The sequence below is a fragment of the Marmoricola sp. URHA0025 HA25 genome (assembly GCF_054059435.1).
In genome coordinates this window covers 877,822-897,179 of the sequence record NZ_JBSSCD010000001.1, presented here as the reverse complement: position 1 = coordinate 897,179, position 19,358 = coordinate 877,822, and the positions used below count along the sequence as shown (strand labels likewise).

Genomic DNA, 19,358 nt, shown 5'->3' with positions numbered 1-19,358 from the left:
ATCATGTCAGTCATTAGAGTCGTCGCCGTGAGCACGGTGACCGGGAGCAGAGAGGCGCTCGCCGGGACCCTCTCCCGGACCGCCGCCGGCGACGTCGTGCCCACCGCTGCCGAGCGGGCCGCCCCGCGCGCGGTCGACCGCGACCCCGTGATCGCGTGGGCGGGCACGGCGGCGATCACCCTGCTGGCCGCCTTCCTGCGGCTGTGGAACCTCGACTACCCGAAGAAGTTCCTCTTCGACGAGACCTACTACGCCAAGGACGCCTGGTCGCTGGTGCACCACGGCTACGTCACCGGGTACGTCGCCGACGCCAACGACAAGATCCTCGCGGGTGACCTGCACGGGCTGTGGACCAGCGACCCGAGCATGGTGGTGCACCCCGAGGTCGGGAAGTGGCTGATCGGGCTGGCCGAGCTGGTCGCCGGCATGACGCCGTTCGGGTGGCGGCTCGCACCGGCGATCTTCGGCTCGCTCATGGTGATGGTGATGATCCGGCTGACCCGCCGGGTCACCGGCTCGACGATGCTCGGCCTGGTCGCCGGCATCCTCATGTGCTTCGACGGCCTCCAGCTGGTGCTGTCCCGGCTCGCGCTGCTCGACATCTTCGAGGCCTTCTTCGTGCTCTGCGCGGTGAGCTGCGTCGTGGCGGACCGCGACTGGTTCCGGGCAAGGCTCGCGCGGGTCGAGCGTGTCGAGAGCGGCTGGGGACCACGGGTCCTCTGGCGTCCGTGGCTGCTGCTCGCCGGCCTCTGGTGGGGCCTGGCGATCGGCACGAAGTGGTCGGCGATCTTCCCGATGGCGGCGTTCGGGCTGCTGTTCTGGATCTGGAGCTCGGGGGCACGTCGCTCGTTCGGCGTCCGCAGGTCGCTGCTGAAGTCGGCGATCATCGACGCCGCGCCGGGCCTGCTGTACGTCGTGCTGCTGCCCGTGCTCGTCTACGTCGCCACCTGGACCGGCTGGCTGATGCACGCGAGCGCCTACGAGCAGCACCTGTCGAACACCCAGTACGGGCCCTACTGGGGCGCCTACCTCAAGCACGACGCGCACGGGTTCTTCCCCGAGCTCTGGCAGTCGCTGCGCTCGCTGTGGCACTACCACCACGACGTCTACGAGTTCCACACGAAGTTCCTCAACGACTCGACCCACGTCTACCGGTCGAACCCGCTCGGCTGGCTGGTCCTCAACCGTCCCGTGGGCGTGGACGCGCAGCTGGACATCGCGCAGGGCGCGCAGGGATGCAACGCGACCGGGTCGGCCACCTGCCTGCGCCAGGTGCTCCTGCTCGGCACGCCGGTGCTGTGGTGGTTCTCGACCATCGCGCTGGTCTGGTCGGCCGTCTGCTGGGTCGGCAAGCGCGACTGGCGCTACGGGATCGTCGTCGTCGGAGCCCTGGTCACCTGGCTGCCGTGGCTGCGGTACGACGACCGGCCGATCTTCAGCTACTACGCGATCGTGATCGAGCCGTTCCTGATCCTCGGCGCGGTGATGCTGCTCGGCGAGATCCTCGGGCGAGCCCCGGTCGGGTCGACCCGTCGTACCGTCGGCGCCACGGCGGCCGGGGCGGTGGTCGTCGCGGTGATCTTGAACTTCGCGTGGTTCTGGCCGATCTACACCGACGGGCTGCTCACCCAGAGCCAGTGGCTGCAGCGGATCTGGTTCCACCGGTGGATCTAGTCACCAAGTAGTCACCCTCACCAGATCCGGACGACCGGCGACGCGGACCGCGCGTACCTCGAGGTCGGCTGGGTCAGCGCCCGGACCCGCATCGCCTTGTGGTGCTGCAGGTAGGGCAGCCGCACCGTGATGTAGCCGGTCGCGTGCGTCATCGCGCGGCCGCCCTTGAGCCGGACCCAGTGGCCGTCGACCTTCCGCTGCACCACGACCCACGCGGCGGGCGTGCCGAAGTAGCCCGTCGGCCGCTCGTCGGTCGCGCGGACGCGGTACTTCACCACCTGCCCGTACGCCGGGCGCCGGGTCGAGACCGACAGGCTCGTGCGGGTCCGCGGCTTGCGCAGGGTGAACTGCGAGTCGGCGAGGGACACCGGTGCACCGATGTGCTCCGGGTCTGAACCCCACTCCACCTGGGACCTGATCGTGTAGCTGCCGTACGGGTCGGTCTGGGTGCACAGGAAGAAGGTGCTCGTGCCGGAGGAGACGTTCGCATCCGGCACGACGTACCCGGTGTCGGCGATGGCCCCGCCAGGAGCAACCAGCTGGGTGTGGAGCGCCCGATAGGTGCCGGTGCCCGGCACGTCGACCGACCACTGGTACGGGTAGTCCAGGCAGTCGTCGTAGAGGACCCCGCTCACGCCGGTCGTCGAGCCGAGCGTCGAGTCGGCCCGCGCCGGGCCGATCCCGCAGACCAGCGCGACAGCGAGAAGACCGAGAAGCCCCCGTCTCATCCGACCAGTGTCCCCCGTCGGGCGGTTCAGGCGCCGGCGATCGGCGGGGCCATCGGGTCCGACCCGGGCGCGCCCTGCTCGCGCTTGACGTACTCCTCGATCGCCTCGATGTCGTCGCGGGCGCGGGTGACCACCGTGAGCAGGTCGTTCATCGTCGCGACCTCCTCGACCTGCTCCTTGATGAACCACTGCATGAACTGCTCGGCGGCGAAGTCGCTCTCGTCACGAGCGGTCCGGGTGAGGGCGAAGATCTGCTCGGAGACCCGCTTCTCCTGGGCGAGCGCGAGCTCGACGGGAGCCACCACGTCGGCGAACTTCGTCTCCGGCGCCTCGACTCCGGGGATGCGGACCTCAGCATCGGTGTCGAGCAGGAACTTGACCATCATCATCGCGTGGTCGCGCTCCTCGACGGCCTGGCCGTAGAAGAAGGCAGCCATCTGGGGCATGGTCAGAGAGTCGTAGTGGATCGCGCAGGCGACGTACTGGTGGTGCGCGGCGAACTCGTTGCCGATCTGCTCGTTGAGCTGCTCGACGAAACGCGGTGCGGTCACGGTGGGTCCTCCCCGGTGGGTGTCGAGCTCAGGCCGCGAGCTTCTTCTTGCCCGACTTCTGCTGCTTCTGCTGCTTCCGCTGCCGGCGCACGTCGGCGGCGAGCTCGGACTTCTTGACCTTCTTGACCTTCTTGGTCTTCTTGGTCCCCGAGCCGCAGGCGTCGAAGCGGACGAGCTTGCGCTTGCGCACACCGTATCCGGCCGGCAGCGTGCCCTCCTTGAGCATCCGGATCGGGCAGCGCTCGCACCGCGTCGTCGACACGCAGCACTCCGTCTTCGGAAGCTTCAGCGCCTTGCCCATGGGCAGAACCCTAACATCGGGTAAGGACTGCCTTACCTAAAGTGCGGCCGTCGTCACAGAGTGCGGCCGATTTCGCGAACCCGTCGAACGAAGGTAGAATGTGAAGAGTTCTTCACATTCACATGTCTTGAGGTCCCATGCCAGTCCCGCTCTACCAGGCCAAGGCCGAGTTCCTGCGCACGCTCGGCCATCCCGCCCGGATCCGGATCCTCGAGCTGCTCAGCGAGCGCGACCACGCGGTCCACGAGCTGCTCGAGCAGATCGCGATCGAGCCGAGCAACCTCTCCCAGCAGCTCGCGGTGCTGCGGCGCACGGCGCTGGTCTCCTCCCACCGGCGCGACGGCGAGGTCGTGTACTCGATCAGCGTGCCCGAGGTCCGCGACTTCCTGCTCTCCGCCCGCCGCATCCTCGCCCGCCTCGCGGCCTCGCAGAACGAGCTGCAGAGCGAGCTCGAGACCGAGCTGGCCCCGGCCTCCGCGCCGGGGACCCGATGAACACCCGGCTGCTGCCCCACCGGGCGGAGTGGGCCGCTGCGACCCGGCGACCCGGCAAGGACGTGCTCGCCGGCGTGATGGTCGGCCTCGTTGCACTGCCCCTCGCCCTCGGCTTCGGGGTCAGCTCCGGCATGGGCGCCGGTGCCGGCCTGGTCACCGCGATCGTCGCGGGTGCGGTGGCTGCCGTGTTCGGCGGCAGCAACCTCCAGGTCAGCGGGCCCACGGGCGCCATGACGGTCGTGCTGATCCCGATCATCGCGACGTACGGCGGCGACGGCGTCCTCGTCGTCGGCCTGATGGCCGGGCTCATCCTGATCGGGCTCGCGTTCGCGGGCATGGGCCGCTTCATCCGCTACGTGCCGATCCCGGTGGTCGAGGGCTTCACGCTCGGGATCGCCGCGATCATCGTCCTGCAGCAGGTGCCGTCCGCCCTCGGCGTGCACGTGCACGCAGACCGGGCACTGGCTCTCGCGGGTCTGGCCGTCGGCTCCTGGGTGGACCATCCCGACTGGTCGGCGCCTGCGCTCACCGTCGGTGTCACGGCGATGATCCTGCTGGTCACCCGCGTGCGTCCGTCACTGCCGGTGGCCCTGCTCGCCGTCGCTCTCGGCACCTTGGCCGACAACGCGCTGGGCCTCGGCACTGCCACGATCGGCCACCTCCCGTCCGGTCTCCCGGCACCGTCCATGCCTCACGTGCCATGGGCGCATCTCGACGCGCTGGTCCTTCCCGCGGTCGCGGTCGCTGCACTCGCCGCCCTGGAGAGCCTGCTCTCGGCGACGGTCGCCGATGCGATGTCCGTGGGCCAACGGCACGACCCGGACCGTGAGCTGTTCGGCCAGGGCCTGGCCAACCTGGTCAGCCCGCTCTTCGGTGGCATCCCGGCAACGGCCGCGATCGCTCGCACCGCGGTCAACGTGCGCGCCGGCGCGTCGACCCGACTGGCGGCGGTCACCCATGCCGTCGTGCTGCTGGTGATCCTGCTGGCTGCCGCTCGCTGGGTCAGCGACATCCCGCTCGCCGCCCTCGCCGGCGTGCTGATCGCGACCGCCGTCCAGATGGTGCGGGTCTCGAGCGTCGCCGCCCTCCTGCGCGCCACCCGTGGCGACGCAGTCGTGCTGGTGATCACGGCGGCCGCGACCGTGGTCTCCGACCTCGTCACGGCGGTCATCCTCGGCCTGGTGGTCGCCGGATGGTTCGCACTGCGGCAGACCGCGCAGTCGGCGCGGATGGAGGAGGAGCCGCTCGACGCTGGGTCGACCGAGGGGCAGGACCACGGCGACGAGGAGCAGGCGCTGCTCGACGAGCAGATCGTCGTGTTCCGGCTCGACGGGCCGCTGTTCTTCGCGGCCGCCCACGACTTCCTGCCGGAGCTGTCGGAGGTGAGCGACGTGCGCGTGGTGGTCCTGCGGATGTCCCGCATCACCACGATCGACGCCACCGGCGCCGCCGTCCTCGCCGACACCGTCACGCGGCTCGAGGGTCGCGGGATCACGGTGCTGCTGTCCGGCGTACGCGAGCACCAGGAGCGAGTGCTGGTCAGCCTCGGCGTCTACGACCGGCTCGCGACCGAGCACCACCTCTTCGACACGACCCCGCAGGCGATCGCGCATGCCAGGGTGCACGCCGCCCGGCACGTCCACCGACCTCACGTCCCGCACACCGAAAGGGCAGTCAGTTGACCTGCATCCTGATCATGGGGCCTCCCGGTTCCGGCAAGGGCACCCAGGCGGTGGCCATCGCCGAGCACCACCGCGTACCGGCGATCTCGACCGGCGACATCTTCCGCGCGAACGTCGACGCCGGCACACCACTCGGCCGCGTCGCGCGGGAGTACATGGAGGCCGGCGAGTACGTGCCCGACTCGGTGACCACCGCCATGCTGCGTGAGCGGGTCGACCGGCCCGACTGCCGGCAAGGGTTCATCCTCGACGGATATCCCCGGACGATGGCGCAGGTCGCCGCCCTCGACGAGATCCTCGAGGAGACCGCCCACGAGCTCCGCGCGGTCCTCGCCCTCGACGTCGACCGCAGTGACCTCGTCGACCGACTCGTCCTGCGCGCCGCCACCGACGGCCGCACCGACGACACCGAGGACGTGATCCGCCGCCGCCTCGAGCTCTACACCGAGGAGACCGGCCCCCTGCTCGCGGAGTACGACAGCCGCGGTGTGCTGGTCCGGCTCGACGGCAGCGGCACCAGGGCCGACGTGGCCGCCCGGGTCGCCGACGTCTTCGACGCCCGGGTCTGAGATTTCCCCGATCTAGTCGGGGGCGGCCGGCTCACTACCGTACGTGGCCGGGTTCTTGGCAGCGACGGACTACGCCGTGTGGCTCGGTCTTGCGGTCGGGTGCGGTCCGGACCCCAGGTGGTCGAGCAGCGAGCCTGCGAGCTATCAGACGAGACCTGGTGAGGTGGGGCAGGGACCCAACCACAGCTGGTCGAGCAGCGAGCCTGCGAGCTATCAGACGAGACCTGGTGAGAGTCGGCAGGGACCCGACCCGGTGGTCGAGCAGCGAGCTCGCGAGCGATCAGACGAGACCTCACGGCCTGCGTGGCTGGGTTCTTGGCAGCGACGAGGAGTACGGCGCGGGGCTCGGTCTGCGATCGGGTGCGGTCCGGACCCCAGCTGGTCGAGCAGCGAGCTTGCGAGCGATCAGACGAGACCCGGCGAGATCGGGCAGGTACCCGACCGCGGCCGGCCGGGAAAGGCCGAGCCCTCGCCTCGGTGGATGGCTGGGTTCTTGGCAGCGAGGAGGAGTACGCCGCGTGGCTGGGTCCTGCGGTCGGGTGCAGTCTGGACCCCAGCTGGTCGAGCAGCGAGCTCGCGAGCGATCAGACGAGACCCGGTGAGACAGGGCAGGAACTCAGCCCTTGGTGGTCGAGCAGCGAGCTTGCGAGCGATCAGACGAGACCCGGTGAGATCGGGCAGAGACCCGACCGCCGCCGGTCCAGCAAGACGCTCGATCCCCGGCGAAGAAACTTCTAGGAACCTTGGCCGATTCGATTGACGGTTCGAACATACGTTCGATAGACTGTCGCCATGATCTCGGGCACCGGCGACCCAGCCACCGCTGACCGCGCCCTGCCGCCCGCACCGAGCACCGCCGACCTGCGGGACGCACTGGACCGGCTCGCCGCCCACACCGGCACCGGGCTGACCGAGGCGGAGCTGATCGACCACATCGGGCTGATGGAGCAGCTCAAGTCCGGGCTCGCCGCAGCCCAAGCCCGGTGCAGCGTCACCTTGGCCGAGCAGCGTGCTGCCCGTGAAGCCGCCACCGGGGTGCCGGCCGAGCAACGTGGGCGTGGCCTGGCCGCCGAGATCGCCCTGGCCCGCCAGGAGTCCCCGGTCCGCGGCGCCCAACACCTCGGCCTGGCCAAGGCCCTGGTCGGCGAGCTCCCCCACACCCTGGCGGCGCTGACCGCAGGCCAGATCAGTGAGTGGCGGGCCACCCTGATCGCCCGCGAGACCGCCGTCCTGGCCAGAGCCGACCGGATCCGGGTCGACCACCAGCTGGCCGGGAAACTGCACACGGCCGGGGACCGGAAGGTCGCCAACCTCGCCCGCGCGATCGGCTACCGCCTCGACCCCGGCTCCGCAATCCGCCGAATCCGCGGAGCCCACGCCGACCGGCGGACCGGGCTCCGCCCGGCCCCGGACACGATGACCTACCTGACCGCGTTCCTGCCCGTCGCCCACGGAGTCGCCTGCCACGCAGCCCTGACCCGCGAAGCCGACCACAAACGCGCCCAAGGCGATCCCAGGACCCGGGGCCAGATCATGGCCGACACCCTCGTCGAACGCATCACCGGCCAAACCCACGCGGTCGGCACCCCGGTCGAGATCCAGCTGATCATCACCGACCACACCCTCCTGACCAGCGACCACAACAACCACAACCAGGAGCCGGCCCACCTGACCGGCTACGGACCCATCCCCGCCACCCTGGCCCGCCAACTCACCCGCCAAGCCGACAAGGCCTGGATCCGACGACTCTTCACCCACCCCAAGACCGGTGACCTGGTCGGCATCGAGACCCGACGCCGCCTCTTCGACGGCCCCCGCCGCCAACTCCTCATCGCCCGCGACCAGACCTGCCGCACCCCCTGGTGCGACGCCCCCATCCGACACACCGACCACATCACCCCAGCCGCCGCCGGCGGACCCACCAGCACCGAGAACGGCCAAGGCCTCTGCGAAGCCTGCAACCACACCAAGGAACACCCCGACTGGCGTGCCAAGACCATTCCCAACCCACGCCACACCGTCCAGACCACCACCCCGACCGGGCACACCTATCTCAGCCAACCCCCCGACCCACCCGGGCGACCACGACCAGCCCGGCCACAAAGACCGCCCCAGTTGACCCTCATCAAGAGCCCCATCGAGATCCTGATCGAGAAGCTCACGGGGTGACCGGGTCTACGACGCCGGCGTGAGCCGGAAGATCCTGATCTCGCGGTCCGTGCGTCCCCGGTACACCGAGTAGGTCTCCGCGATCTCCACCATCTTCCCGTACGCCGCCTCGGCCTCGTCGCCCTCGAGGCGGGTCGCCACCACCGGGATCCGCTGACCCCGCACCACCGCCATCGCGTGCGGGTCCGCGAGGAGGTTGCCCGTCCAAGCGGGGTGGTGTGCCTGGCCGAAGTTCGAGCCGACCACGATCACCGAGTCCCCGTCGCGCGCGAACAACAGCGGGCTCACCCGGGTCTGTCCGCTCCTGCGACCGGTGGTCTCGAGCAGCATGACCGGCGCCCCGATGGGTCCGAGCACTGTCCGGCGACCGTTGCTGCGCACCAGCACCTTCCGGTCCAGTGGCATCAGCGTCCGGATGGACCACGACCCGAGACGGGTGGAGCCGAACCGGGCGATCAGGCGTGCAAACGCGGAGTCGGAGCTGCCCCACCGGGCCTCGGGGATCTGGGTCACGCGCGCCAGTCAACCAGTGAACGAACCCGCGGGCACTAGCCCGTGTTGCGCATGCCTGCGGCGATCCCGTTGATAGTCAGCAGCAGCGCGCGCTCCAGCTCCGGGTCGTCCTCGCCACGGCGACGCCGGGCAAGCAGCTGGATCTGCAGGTGGTGCAGCGGCTCGAGGTAGTTGTCCCGGATCTCCAGGGTCCGCCGCAGCACCGGATCACGGTCCAGCAGCGCGTCGTCACCCGTCACCGCAAGCACCTGCGCGACCGTCAGCTCGAACTCGGCACGGATGTCGTCGAGAAGCGGCCGGACCTCGACCGGGGCCAGCGCCTCGACGTACCGAGCCGCGATGTCGAGATCCGTCTTGACCAGAGTCATCGAGACGTTGTCCAGGAAGGTCCGGAAGAACGGCCAGCTGCGGTACATCTCCTGCAGCACGTCGAGCCGCTCACCTGCGGCAACCAGACCCGACCCGACGCCGTACCAACCCGGCACGATCTGCCGCGACTGGGTCCAGCCGAACACCCACGGGATCGCCCGCAGGTTCTCCAGGCCGCCCCCGGAGTCCGGCCGGCGAGCCGGACGCGAGCCGATGTGCAGCGCACCCAGCAGGTCGACGGGCGTGGAGGCGAGGAAGTAGTCGGTCAGCGTCGGCTGCTCGACCAGGCTCCGGTACGCCGCGTGCGCACTGCCCGAGACCAGGTCCATCGCGTCGTCCCAGCGCTCGGCCTGGGCGGGCGTGCGGCGGTCGGTCTTGTGCAGCACGCTCGCCTCGATCGTCGCGGCCAGCATCAGCTCGAGGTTGTTGCGCGCGAGGACCGGGAGCGCGTACTTGTCGCTGATCACCTCGCCCTGCTCGGTGATCTTGACCTCGCCGTCGACCGTGCCCGAGGGCAGCGCCATGATCGCGTCGTACGTCGGGCCGCCACCGCGTCCGACGGACCCGCCGCGACCGTGGAAGAACGTCAGCCGGACGCCGTGGCGGCGCGCCACGTCGCGTGCGCGCCGCTGGGCCTGCTGGATCTGCCACTGCGAGGTCGCGATCCCGCCGGCCTTGTTGGAGTCGGAGTAGCCGAGCATGACCTCCTGGCTGTCGCCGCGCAGCGAGAGCAGCCGCCGGTAGGACTCGTCGGCGAAGAGATCGTCGAGGATCTGCTCGGTGCGCTCGAGCTCGTCGACGGTCTCCAGCAGAGGCACGAAGCCGATGCGGGCGACGCCGCCGACGAGGTCGACCAGCCCCGCCTCGCGGGCCAGCACCACCGCGGCGAACACGTCGTCGGCACCACGGGTCATCGAGATGATGTAGCTCTCGATCGTCCGCGGCCCGAGCGAGTCGAGCGCGCGCCGGATCGTCGCGAAGGTCTCCGCGGTCCGGGCGCCCTCCTCGTCCAGCGGCAGCGGATGTGCCGACAGCGGCCGGCGTCCGGCCAGCTCGCGCGAGAGGACGTCGGTGCGCGCCTTCGGATCGAGCTCGGCGTACTTCGTCTCGGGCTCACCGGTCGTGCCGGCGATCCGGTCGAGCAGCTGACCCACCGCATGGTGGTGCTTGTCGGCGTGCTCGCGGACGTCGAGGGTCGCGAGCGTCAGCCCGGTCGCCGCGACCGTGCGGACCAGCCGCTCCAGCTCGCCGCCGGCCACCAGCGCGCCCTGGTGCTCGAGGACGGAGCGGTGGAGCAGCATCAGGTCCTCGAGCAGCTCCGTGTCGTCGCGGTAGTCGCGTCCGGGCTGGTGGCGCGAGCCGGACACGATCCGGCGCTCCGTGAGCCGCAGCCGCACGTGCACGCAGGTGAGGAAGAGGCGGTACGGCTCCTCGGCGTTGAGCCGGCGGTAGCGGGGCTCGACCTCCGGAAGACCCGGCAACAGCTCCTCGGTGCGCGCGCGGAGATCCGGCGCGACGTCGGACACGCGCTCGCTCACCGAGAGGTTCCGGCGGACGCCGTCGACCTTGCCCTGCAGCAGCCGCAACCCGTGCACGGCCTGGAGCACGAGCACCTCGCGGGTCGTCTCGGGGGTGACGTTCGGGTTGCCGTCGCGGTCGCCACCGATCCAGGTGCCGAAGCGCAGCGGCCGGGCCTCGGCGGGGAGCTCCACGCCGAAGGCCGCGAGCTCGTCGCGCAGCTCCTCGAGGACATCCGGGACGGCACCGGCTGCGAGACCCTCCAGGTAGTAGACGCCGTTGCGGGCCTCGTCGACGGGCTCGGGCGGCTCGACCCGGATCTCGTCGGTCTGCCACAGCAGCTCGATCGACTCGGCCAGCCGGCGCGCACGACGGGCGCTGTCGGGCTCCTCGAGGAGGGCGGCGACCCGGCGCAGCTTGTCCAGCGTCGAGCGCCGCGCGACCTCGGTCGGGTGGGCGGTGAACACCGGTCGCACCGTGACGTGCCGCAGCTCCTCGGCGAGCGCCTCCGCGTCGACGCCCGCGTCGGCGATCCGGCGTACGGTCTGCGACAGCCAGCCACCGGGAGTCCCGTCCTGGCGCAGGCCGGCGCTCCGGTGCACCTGCTCGGTGACGTTCGCGAGGTGGAAGTACGCCGTGAACGCGCGGGCCAGCCGGGTCGTCGTCGCGAGGTCGAGCTCCGGCAGGTCCTCGAGCGAGTCGCGCTTGGCGTGGGCGCGGACCGTCTCGACCAGCTCGAGGAGGTGCTCCCCCTCGACCCGGGCGAGCGTCTCCCCCAGCACCGAGGTCACCTGCCGGATGTCGCGGCGAAGCGCGCTGTCGGGCGAGCCCTCCGTTGGATCGTTCACATCGTCATTATCCGGACGCGCCGGCCGTCGGCGCGCAGGCGACCGCGACGTGGACGCCGGACGCGGGCACCGACCGGCGACCTGCGAGGCTGGGTGCCGTGAAGGCCCTGCTCCTGGAGAACGTGCACCCGCTTGCCGTCGAGATCCTGACCACCGCCGGGGTCGAGGTCGAGACCCGGACCGGCGCGATGGACCCCGCCGAGCTCGCAGCCGCCCTCGACGGCGTCTCGCTCCTCGGCATCAGGTCCAAGACCGACGTGCCCGGCGACGTGCTCCGATCCGCGCCCGATCTCGTGGCCATCGGCGCGTTCTGCATCGGCACGAACCAGATCGATCTCGCCGCAGCGGCCGACGCCGGTACGGCGGTCTTCAACGCGCCGTACTCCAACACCCGCTCGGTGGTCGAGCTCGCGGTGGCGAACATCATCGCGCTGGCCCGCCGGCTGACCGACCGCAACGCCGCGCTGCACTCGGGGATCTGGGACAAGTCCGCGAGCGGGAGCCACGAGATCAGGGGCCGCAAGCTCGGCATCGTCGGCTACGGCAACATCGGATCCCAGCTCTCCGTGATCGCCGAGATGCTCGGCATGCAGGTGTACTACTACGACACCGAGGAGAAGCTCGCGCTCGGCAACGCCCGCCGCTGCTCCTCCCTCGACGACCTGCTGGACGAGGTCGAGGCGGTGACGCTGCACGTCGACGGCCGGGCCGGCAACGCCGGCATCTTCGGGGCGGAGCAGTTCGCGCGGATGCGTCCGCGGTCGTTGTTCCTGAACCTGTCCCGCGGCTTCGTCGTCGACTACGGCGCCCTGCGCGACGCGCTGGTCTCCGGCCACGTCGCCGGCGCCGCGGTCGACGTCTTCCCCAACGAGCCGAAGAACCGCGGGGACGCCTTCGCCTCGCCCCTGGTCGGCCTCCCCAACACGATCCTGACGCCCCACGTCGGCGGATCCACCGAGGAGGCCCAGGAGGACATCGGCCGGTTCGTCGCCGGCAAGCTGCGCGACTACGCGCTGCACGGTACGACGAGCCTCTCGGTGAACCTGCCGGCGCTGGCTCCGGGCGACGTCGCGCACGCCCAGCGGGTGGCGCACTTCCACCACAACACCCCGGGCGTGCTCGCCCACCTGAACCAGATCCTCGCCGAGCACGACATCAACATCGACGCCCAGGTGCTCGCCACCCGCGGTTCGCTCGGCTACGTCGTGACCGACACGAACTCCGTGGTCTCCGAGGAGGTGCTCGCCGACCTCGGCAAGCTCCCGGAGACGGTCCGGCTGCGCGTCATCGACTGATCCCGGCGGTTGAGCCTGTCGAGACCCGCACTTGGTGTCCCGTGCCAGCGTGGGCGCATGAAGCCGATCCACGAGCAGACCATCCTGATCACCGGGGCGACCGACGGGCTCGGCCGCGCACTCGCCCTCGACCTCGCCGGCCGGGGTGCCGAGGTCTGGGTGCACGGGCGCAGTGACGAGCGCGGCGAGAAGACGCTCGCCGAGATCCGCGGCGAGCACCCGGACGCTCGGCTGCACTGGGTGCGGGCCGACCTGGCCAAGCTCGACGAGGTCCGCGACCTCGCGGCGGCCATGTCCGGCGTACCGATCGACGTGCTGGTCAGCAACGCCGGCATCGGCAGCGAGGACGAGAGGCAGGAGAGCGCCGACGGGTTCGAGCTGCACTTCGCGGTGAACTACCTGGCCGGCTACCTGCTCACCCGCTCACTCCTGCCCACGTTGACCGCGACCGCCCGAGACGGTGGCGAGGCTCGCATCGTGATGGTCTCCTCGCTGGGCCAGCAGGCCATCGAGTTCGACGACGTGATGCTCGAGCGCGGGTACTCGGGGATGCGGGCCTACTGCCAGAGCAAGCTCGCGCAGATCATGTTCGCGTTCGACCTGGCCGACGAGCTGGCGGGGACGGGCGTGACCGCCAACGCGCTGCACCCCGCGACGTACATGCCGACCAAGATGGTCGCGCACCCGATCAGCACCATCGCCGAGGGCGAAGGGGCGACCGCGAGGCTCGCGGTGGACCCGGATGTCGAAGGGGTCACCGGGCGCTTCTTCGACGGTCTGCGAGAGGCCCGCGCGCACGACCAGGCGTACGACGCCGAGGCCCGGCGCCGGCTGCGGGAGCTGTCCGAGGAGCTGGTCGGCTAACCGGTCTCGTCGAGAGACCGCATCCGCGAGCGGAAGTCCTGCTCGTCGATCTCGCCGCGGGCGAACCGCTCGCGCAGGATTGCACGGGCGTCCGGCTGGTGGCCGGGCATTCCGGGACCCGGAGCCGCCGTCGAGGTTGAGCCGCGCACGAAGACGAGGACCACCACGACCAGCGCCGCGAGGAACAGCAGCATCAGCAGGGCCATGACCCAGCCCGACCCGCCGTCGTCGTGCATCCGCCAGCGCGGTTCGAGGTCCACCAACAGGGCGATCATCGCGACCACATCCTTCGTCGCTCCCATCATCTGCCCGGCCGGACCCGACCGCACGGGTCGTTCGTCCCTGCTTTGCGGGGCGGGTCAGTCGCGGGCTGCGAGCGCGTCGGTCAGCAGGCCGACCAGTGCCTCGAGCTGGATGTCCGCCGAGACCGACAGATCCTCGTCGGATCCCTCGAGAGCCCGTGCCGCGAGACCCGCCTTGCTGTCGATCAGCTCGGCGATCTTGGTGTCCAGGGTCTGTGCAGCGATGATCCGCCACGCGGTCACCGGCAGCTCCTGGCCGATCCGGTGCACACGGTCGATCGCCTGAGTCTGCTCGGCGTCGGTCCAGGAGAGCTCCGCGAGGACGACGTTGGACGCTGCCTGGAGGTTGACGCCGACGCCGGCGGCGGTCAGGGAGCACACCGCTACCGCGACGTCCGGGTCGTTGGTGAAGTCGTCGATCGCCTTCTGCCGCGCCGTCCGGGTCTGGTCACCGCGGATCGACACGTGCCCGAGGCCCCGCCTGGTGAAGATCTGCTCGGCGGCGTCCATCACGTCGACGTGCTTGGCGAAGAACACGACCTTGCCGACGCTCCGGGCCAGCTGGGCGGAGTAGTCGGCGGCGGGAGCGGCCTTCGCCTGACCGATGCGGCGCATCATCGAGAACACGTTGTCGCCGCTCTTGGTCTCGCTGGACGCCTTGCGCTCGGCGGCCGCGATCCGGCGCACGAGCTCGTGGTCGATGCCGGTGATCTCCTCGCCTGCCTCGGTCTTGCGCCGGGTGAGCGCGCGGTCGTAGCGGGCGACCAGCCGGCGGGCCAGCTCCTGCTCGGCCTGGCGGATCGACTGCCCGGCCTCGCCGTCGAGCTCGACCGGGAGGTCGGCGATGCGACGCGCCGGGATGTCCTTGGCGACGTCGACCTTGCGGCGGCGCACGATGCCCATGTCGATCACGCAGGTGCGGGCCACCGGGTAGAACCCCGGGTCGAGCGGCGTCATGCCCGCCTCCTCGAGCCTGGCCATCAGCTCGCCGCGGGGCGCCTTGTCGTCGATCCAGGCGAGGAACTGCCAGATCGCCCGGAAGTCCTCGATGTCGTTGATCAGCGGCGTCCCGGTGAGCGCCATCAGCAGCGGGTTCGGCGCACGACGCCGAATTCGCTCCGACAGCTGGAGCACGTGCTGCGAGCGCTGGGACGACTTGTTCTTGATGAAGTGCGCCTCGTCGACGACCATGCCGCGGAAGCCGAAGTCGCCGAACCAGCCGATGTGGCGGTCGAGCACCTCGTAGTTGACGATCACGATGTCGGCGAACGCGTCGACGTCGCCGCCGTCTCCGTGCACGACGGTGGCGCGGCGCTTCGGGGTCCAGAGACCCACCTCGCGGGCCCAGTTGGTCTTCACGACGCTGGGCACCACGCACAGCAGCGGGTAGGCGTCCGCGGCCTGCGCGGCGAGGAGGGCCTCAGCGGTCTTGCCCAGTCCGGGCTCGTCGGCGAGCAGGAACGTCCGGTGCCCCTGCTGGGCGGCGGCGACGACCTGCGCCTGGTGGGGCATCAGCTCGCGGCCACCCGGTGCGTGCATGACGGTCGGCTCCGGGAGCGCCATCGAGGAGCGCTGGCCGGCGTACTCGAAGGACTTGAAGAGCGGGCCGAGCAGCTCCCAGCCGGCGAGGAGCCGCGGCTTCACGCGCTGTGGCTGCTCGGAGAACTGGGGAGTGAGGAACGGGTTGGCGAGCTGTCGCGAGATCACCGACTGGGGCACGACGCGACGCTCGGGCGCAGCGGCGACGTCGGTCGCCTCCGGCGCGACGACCTTCTCCGGCTCCGGCTCCGGCTCGGCGCCGCCGGCCAGCAGCATGTCGCGCTTGAGGTCACTGACCGCGTCGCTGACGGCAGCGTCCTCGGCGAGCAGCGCCAGCAGCGAGGTGTCGCGTGCTGCGGTCTTCGCCAGGATGGTGCCGATGCCGTCGAGGCGCTTCAGCTCGCTCGCGCGGCGCGCCTCCGTCGTCGATCGGTCCCCCTTCACGGCCGACCTGGCCTCGCGCGCGAGCAGCGCGACGGCCTGGAACTTCACCCGGGCCGCGGGCCGCAACGGACCGCGCTCGACGGCGCTCTCCACCTCGCGCACCGCACGGGCCAGGATCGGGATGATCCCCTCGTTGTCGCGGTCGCGCGCCCGGCCGTTCTTCTGGGCCTGGTTTTGCGCAGGGGCGCGCGTCGCGGTGCGCGTGGCGCCGGATCTGCGCCGGACACGTCGTGCCAAGAACTCCTCCTCAGCCGCCTGCCGCGTCTCCGCGACGGACGGCAACACCCCGCCACGTGGACTCATGACAGCGGACGCCGTGCCAGCGACACGACCGACTGCCGACCCGAGTGACGCGCCCTCCGCACTGCGAGGGCCCGCGCGTCGAGCGCTGACGGGAACTGGACAACCCTCACCGCGGAACGCGAGATCGACCGGGTTGCTGGTCACATACTAGCCCAGAGCGCGGCCGGCATCAGCCCGGTTCAGGAGCCGAGCTCGATCCGCTCGAACACGGTGGTCTCCGGACGACCGTTGACGAACCTCTCCGTGGTGAGCGAGATCGCCGGGATCCACTCCTCACCGCGGAAGGCGTCGAGCGCAGCGACGACGGCCTCGAGGTACGGGCCCGTGGTCGCCGTGGTGACCGTGGCCACCGAGAGCATCGGCCGGAACTGCCGGCGGTCCAGGAAGTACCCGAGCCGCTCGACGACCTGGGGTACGCCGCGCGCCGCCGTCATCAGCGCATCGACGTCGCCGTCCACCTTCGCCCAGACCGACCAGTCGTCCGGAAAGTCCAGGGCCGTCCCGCCTGCGAAACGTACGCTCGGCGCTGCCCAGCCCGCCGCGGCCTCCTTCAGCACGGTGACCAGGCGGTTCGCGTCATTGGTCGTCAGGTTGCCGAATCCGGTGATCGGCAGCCGCATGACATCGACGGGCACGTGCTCGAGCACGGGCGGTGCCGCGACCGCGACCTCCACCGGCGCGGCCGATGCACGGTGGCGCGCCACTCGCCCGAGAAGTCCCTTCGACTGCGGCGCCGCGGAAGCCTCGACCGGCTCGGGCACGGACCGGACGGCGTCCGCAACTGCCTCGAGCACGGGGGTTGGCGGGATGATCGCGCCGTGGACGAGCATGCGGCGCATTCTCCCCTCCGCGGGTCACCGGCACAATCGCCCACGCTGGTGGGCCCACTTGTTCGCGACAGGCCCGATCGGGGTACTGCACGCGCGTGTTGTTCCCATCCTCGGTCGCACGACCGGCCCTGACCGGCTCCGCCTTCGCGCCGGGCGGTGAGTTCACGGTCGGCGCCGAGGAGGAGCTCCTCCTGGTCGACGCGGACCATCGGCTGCGGCGTACGCCCGCCCGCGACCTGGTCGAGCGCCTCACGACGGACTGTGCGGAGTTCGGCACCGTCACGACCGAGCTGTACGCCGCCGAGATCGAGTTCGCCACGGAGGTCTGCGACGACGCAGCGTGCGTCGCCGCGTGCCTGGGCGCTTCGCGTGCCTGCCTCCGGGCAGCCGGAGGCCTGGCGCTCGCCGTCGGCGTGCACCCGGACGGTCCCTTCGGTGACGCGCAGCTGACCGACGGCGACCGCTACCGCGCGATCGGCGAGAGCTTCGCCGGCCTGCTCCGCACGCCGACCGCCTCCCTGCAGGTCCACGTCGGGCTGCCGGACCCGGCAGCCGCGATCGCCGCCTACCGCGGCCTGCGCCACCACCTCGCGGTCCTCAACGCGCTGGCCGCCGGTTCGCCGTTCTGGCACGGGCGGGACTCGGGTCTCGCCTCTGCCCGGTGGGCAGTGATCAACTCCTACCCCCGCGGCGGGGTGCCGCCGGCCGTGCGCAGCTGGGAGGAGTACGTCGACCTGGCCGAGGCCGTCGTCGCCGCGGCGGACGTCCCCGACTACACCCACGTCTGGTGGGACGTGCGCGTCCAGCCCCGCTACGGGACGGTGGAGGTGCGCGTCATGGACGCCCAGCCCTCGCTCGGCGCCGCCGCGGGACTCGCCGCGCTGGTGCAGGGCATCGCGCGCCACGCCGTCGAGCAGCCGACCCCCGTCGACGTGCCGGGTGCGGTGCTCGCCGAGAACGACTTCCGGGTCGCGCGACACGGTCTCGAGACCAGCATCGTCGGCGTCGACGGGAGCAGGCGTGCCGTCAGGGACCTCGCACGCGGCCTCGTCGCCCGCGCGCGAGCCGTGCTGGACGAGGGCCAGACCGCGGCGCTCGACGGCGTCGACCGGCTGCTGGTCGAGGAGCCTGCCTACGTCCGGCAGCGCCGGATCCATGACGAGGGAGGCATGGCAGCACTGCTCGCCGACCTGTCGACGCGCACGGCTCGGGGGTGACCGGACGATGTATGCCGACGATTTCCTGCAACCGTGGCTGGACCGGGTCGTGGAGCGCCTGCACGGAGTCGACCTCTTCGACTCCCACAACCACGTCGGGGAGAACGACCCCAGCGGGTTCACCGCGACCCTGAGCGAGCTCGAGGAGTCGCTGGCGATGGCCCGGGCGAGGTCGGTGGTGATGCCGGCCGCCGAGCCCGACGGGTACGCGCAGCCGAACAAGGTGTGCGCGACTGCGGCCGAGTCCAGCGGTGGTGTCCTCACCGCCTTCGCGAGGATCACCCCGGACGACCACCCCGCCGACCTGCTCGCCGAGGCACTGGACGCCGGCGCACGCGGGGTGAAGCTGCACGGGGCGAGCGACGAGTTCGCCCTTGAGGACCCCCGGCTCGACGAGGTCTACCGGAGGGCCGACGCCGAGCAGCTGCCGGTGCTCGTGCACGCCGGACCCGAGCTGGCAGAGGTGGGCGGCCCGGCTCTCCGGGTCTGTCACCGCTACCCCGGGCTGCGGATGGTCCTCGCGCACTGCGCCCTGACCGACCTCGGCTGGATCTGGAGGCACGTGCCCTCCACGCCGAACCTCTTCTTCGACACCGCGTGGTGGACGCCCGCCCACCTCCTCGCCCTGTTCCGGCTGGTTCCACCGGGGCGTGTCCTCCTCGGCAGCGACCTCCCCTACGCCAGTCCTCTCTCCGGTGCCCTCGCGACGCTGCGCTGCGCCTGGCAGGCCGGGCTCGACGAGGACCAGATCCGCTCCGTGGCCGGCGGACAGCTGCAACGACTCATCGATCGCGAGCCGGCGCTCGACGTGGGTCCACCGCCGACGGCCGAGCGTCAGCACCCGGGACCCCTCCTGGAGATCCTCTCCAGCAACCTGCTGGTCGCCCTCGAGCCGCTCCAGCGGGGCGACTCCCCCGGCGTCCCGCTGACGGTGGCCAGGCGCGCGTGCGATGTCGTCGGCGACGCCCGCGAGGCGGAGGTGATCGGCTCGGTCGCGCGGCTGATCGAGCTGTACGACGAGCACAACGACGAGCTGCCTCGCCGCAACCAGTTCACCCCGGGCTGGGACCTGGTCGCTGCGGCCGCGATGGTGGCGCGGACTCCTGCCGCGGGCGCCTGAGCCTGACGGCGGGCCGTCATACTCGCGG

The 19,358-nt window shown here is 71.1% G+C and carries 17 protein-coding genes; 9 read left to right on the top strand and 8 right to left on the bottom strand.

Annotation, left to right across the window (positions count from 1 at the left end; genetic code table 11):
* Positions 1-27 precede the first annotated feature (27 nt).
* Positions 28-1,674, top strand: a complete 1,647-nt coding sequence (locus ACVW00_RS04340) for a dolichyl-phosphate-mannose--protein mannosyltransferase (protein WP_457109674.1) — start codon at positions 28-30, stop codon at positions 1,672-1,674.
* Between the two features lie 17 nt (positions 1,675-1,691).
* On the opposite strand, the gene ACVW00_RS04335 is transcribed toward ACVW00_RS04340, so the two are convergent.
* The 3 genes from ACVW00_RS04335 to ACVW00_RS04325 are packed head-to-tail and all read right to left on the bottom strand — an operon-like array spanning position 1,692 to position 3,254.
* A complete protein-coding gene (locus tag ACVW00_RS04335) occupies positions 1,692-2,402 on the bottom strand; it encodes a hypothetical protein (protein ID WP_457109673.1) in 711 nt (236 codons plus the stop codon).
* Positions 2,403-2,428: 26 nt separating this feature from the next.
* On the bottom strand, positions 2,429-2,953 hold the full coding sequence (locus ACVW00_RS04330; protein WP_457109672.1) for a ferritin: 525 nt from the start codon (positions 2,951-2,953) through the stop codon (positions 2,429-2,431).
* 28 nt (positions 2,954-2,981) lie between these two features.
* Positions 2,982-3,254 (bottom strand): hypothetical protein, encoded by a 273-nt coding sequence (locus ACVW00_RS04325; protein WP_457109671.1) that lies wholly within the window; start codon positions 3,252-3,254, stop codon positions 2,982-2,984.
* A gap of 137 nt (positions 3,255-3,391) precedes the next feature.
* On the opposite strand from ACVW00_RS04325, the gene ACVW00_RS04320 reads away from it, so the two are divergent.
* The 4 genes from ACVW00_RS04320 (at position 3,392) to ACVW00_RS04305 (ending at position 8,168) form a co-directional block, all read left to right on the top strand.
* On the top strand, positions 3,392-3,748 hold the full coding sequence (locus tag ACVW00_RS04320) for an ArsR/SmtB family transcription factor (protein WP_457109670.1): 357 nt from the start codon (positions 3,392-3,394) through the stop codon (positions 3,746-3,748).
* Positions 3,745-5,430, top strand: a complete 1,686-nt coding sequence (locus tag ACVW00_RS04315) for a SulP family inorganic anion transporter (protein ID WP_457109669.1) — start codon at positions 3,745-3,747, stop codon at positions 5,428-5,430. Before ACVW00_RS04320 ends, ACVW00_RS04315 begins: the two co-directional genes overlap by 4 nt.
* Positions 5,427-5,999 carry an adenylate kinase gene (locus tag ACVW00_RS04310; protein ID WP_457109668.1) on the top strand — a complete coding sequence of 191 codons (573 nt, stop codon included), beginning with the start codon at positions 5,427-5,429 and terminating at the stop codon, positions 5,997-5,999. The genes ACVW00_RS04315 and ACVW00_RS04310 overlap by 4 nt, the downstream gene beginning before the upstream one ends.
* 792 nt (positions 6,000-6,791) lie before the next feature.
* The gene (locus ACVW00_RS04305; protein WP_457109667.1) at positions 6,792-8,168 is read left to right on the top strand and encodes a DUF222 domain-containing protein; all 1,377 of its coding nucleotides are present in this window, start codon (positions 6,792-6,794) and stop codon (positions 8,166-8,168) included.
* Positions 8,169-8,174: 6 nt separating this feature from the next.
* Here the strand turns inward: ACVW00_RS04305 and ACVW00_RS04300 are convergent, their stop codons facing one another.
* Both ACVW00_RS04300 and ppc read right to left on the bottom strand, forming a co-directional pair.
* Positions 8,175-8,681: a nitroreductase/quinone reductase family protein gene (locus ACVW00_RS04300; RefSeq protein ID WP_457109666.1), complete on the bottom strand. Its 507-nt coding sequence runs from the start codon at positions 8,679-8,681 to the stop codon at positions 8,175-8,177.
* A gap of 35 nt (positions 8,682-8,716) precedes the next feature.
* Positions 8,717-11,416, bottom strand: a complete 2,700-nt coding sequence (ppc, locus tag ACVW00_RS04295; RefSeq protein WP_457109665.1) for a phosphoenolpyruvate carboxylase — start codon at positions 11,414-11,416, stop codon at positions 8,717-8,719.
* A 98-nt stretch (positions 11,417-11,514) separates the two neighbouring features.
* Here ppc and serA point away from each other — a divergent pair, with 98 nt between their 5' ends.
* Both serA and ACVW00_RS04285 read left to right on the top strand, forming a co-directional pair.
* Positions 11,515-12,711 (top strand): phosphoglycerate dehydrogenase, encoded by a 1,197-nt coding sequence (gene serA, locus ACVW00_RS04290; protein WP_457109664.1) that lies wholly within the window; start codon positions 11,515-11,517, stop codon positions 12,709-12,711.
* A 57-nt stretch (positions 12,712-12,768) separates the two neighbouring features.
* Positions 12,769-13,575, top strand: a complete 807-nt coding sequence (locus ACVW00_RS04285) for an SDR family NAD(P)-dependent oxidoreductase (protein ID WP_457109663.1) — start codon at positions 12,769-12,771, stop codon at positions 13,573-13,575.
* Here ACVW00_RS04285 and ACVW00_RS04280 read toward each other — a convergent pair.
* The 3 genes from ACVW00_RS04280 to ACVW00_RS04270 all read right to left on the bottom strand — a co-directional run bounded on the left by ACVW00_RS04280 (position 13,572) and on the right by ACVW00_RS04270 (position 16,993).
* Positions 13,572-13,850, bottom strand: coding sequence for a hypothetical protein (locus tag ACVW00_RS04280; protein WP_457109662.1), 279 nt, complete (start codon positions 13,848-13,850; stop codon positions 13,572-13,574). The genes ACVW00_RS04285 and ACVW00_RS04280 overlap by 4 nt on opposite strands.
* Positions 13,851-13,934: 84 nt before the next feature.
* Complete coding sequence (locus ACVW00_RS04275; protein ID WP_457109661.1) at positions 13,935-16,097, bottom strand: DEAD/DEAH box helicase; 2,163 nt, start codon at positions 16,095-16,097, stop codon at positions 13,935-13,937.
* Positions 16,098-16,342: 245 nt separating this feature from the next.
* Positions 16,343-16,993 carry a 2'-5' RNA ligase family protein gene (locus ACVW00_RS04270; RefSeq protein ID WP_457109660.1) on the bottom strand — a complete coding sequence of 217 codons (651 nt, stop codon included), beginning with the start codon at positions 16,991-16,993 and terminating at the stop codon, positions 16,343-16,345.
* Between the two features lie 95 nt (positions 16,994-17,088).
* Between ACVW00_RS04270 and ACVW00_RS04265 the strand changes: the two genes are divergently transcribed.
* Both ACVW00_RS04265 and ACVW00_RS04260 read left to right on the top strand, forming a co-directional pair.
* Positions 17,089-18,210: a carboxylate-amine ligase gene (locus ACVW00_RS04265; protein WP_457109659.1), complete on the top strand. Its 1,122-nt coding sequence runs from the start codon at positions 17,089-17,091 to the stop codon at positions 18,208-18,210.
* Between the two features lie 7 nt (positions 18,211-18,217).
* A complete protein-coding gene (locus ACVW00_RS04260; protein WP_457109658.1) occupies positions 18,218-19,330 on the top strand; it encodes an amidohydrolase family protein in 1,113 nt (370 codons plus the stop codon).
* Positions 19,331-19,358 lie beyond the last annotated feature (28 nt).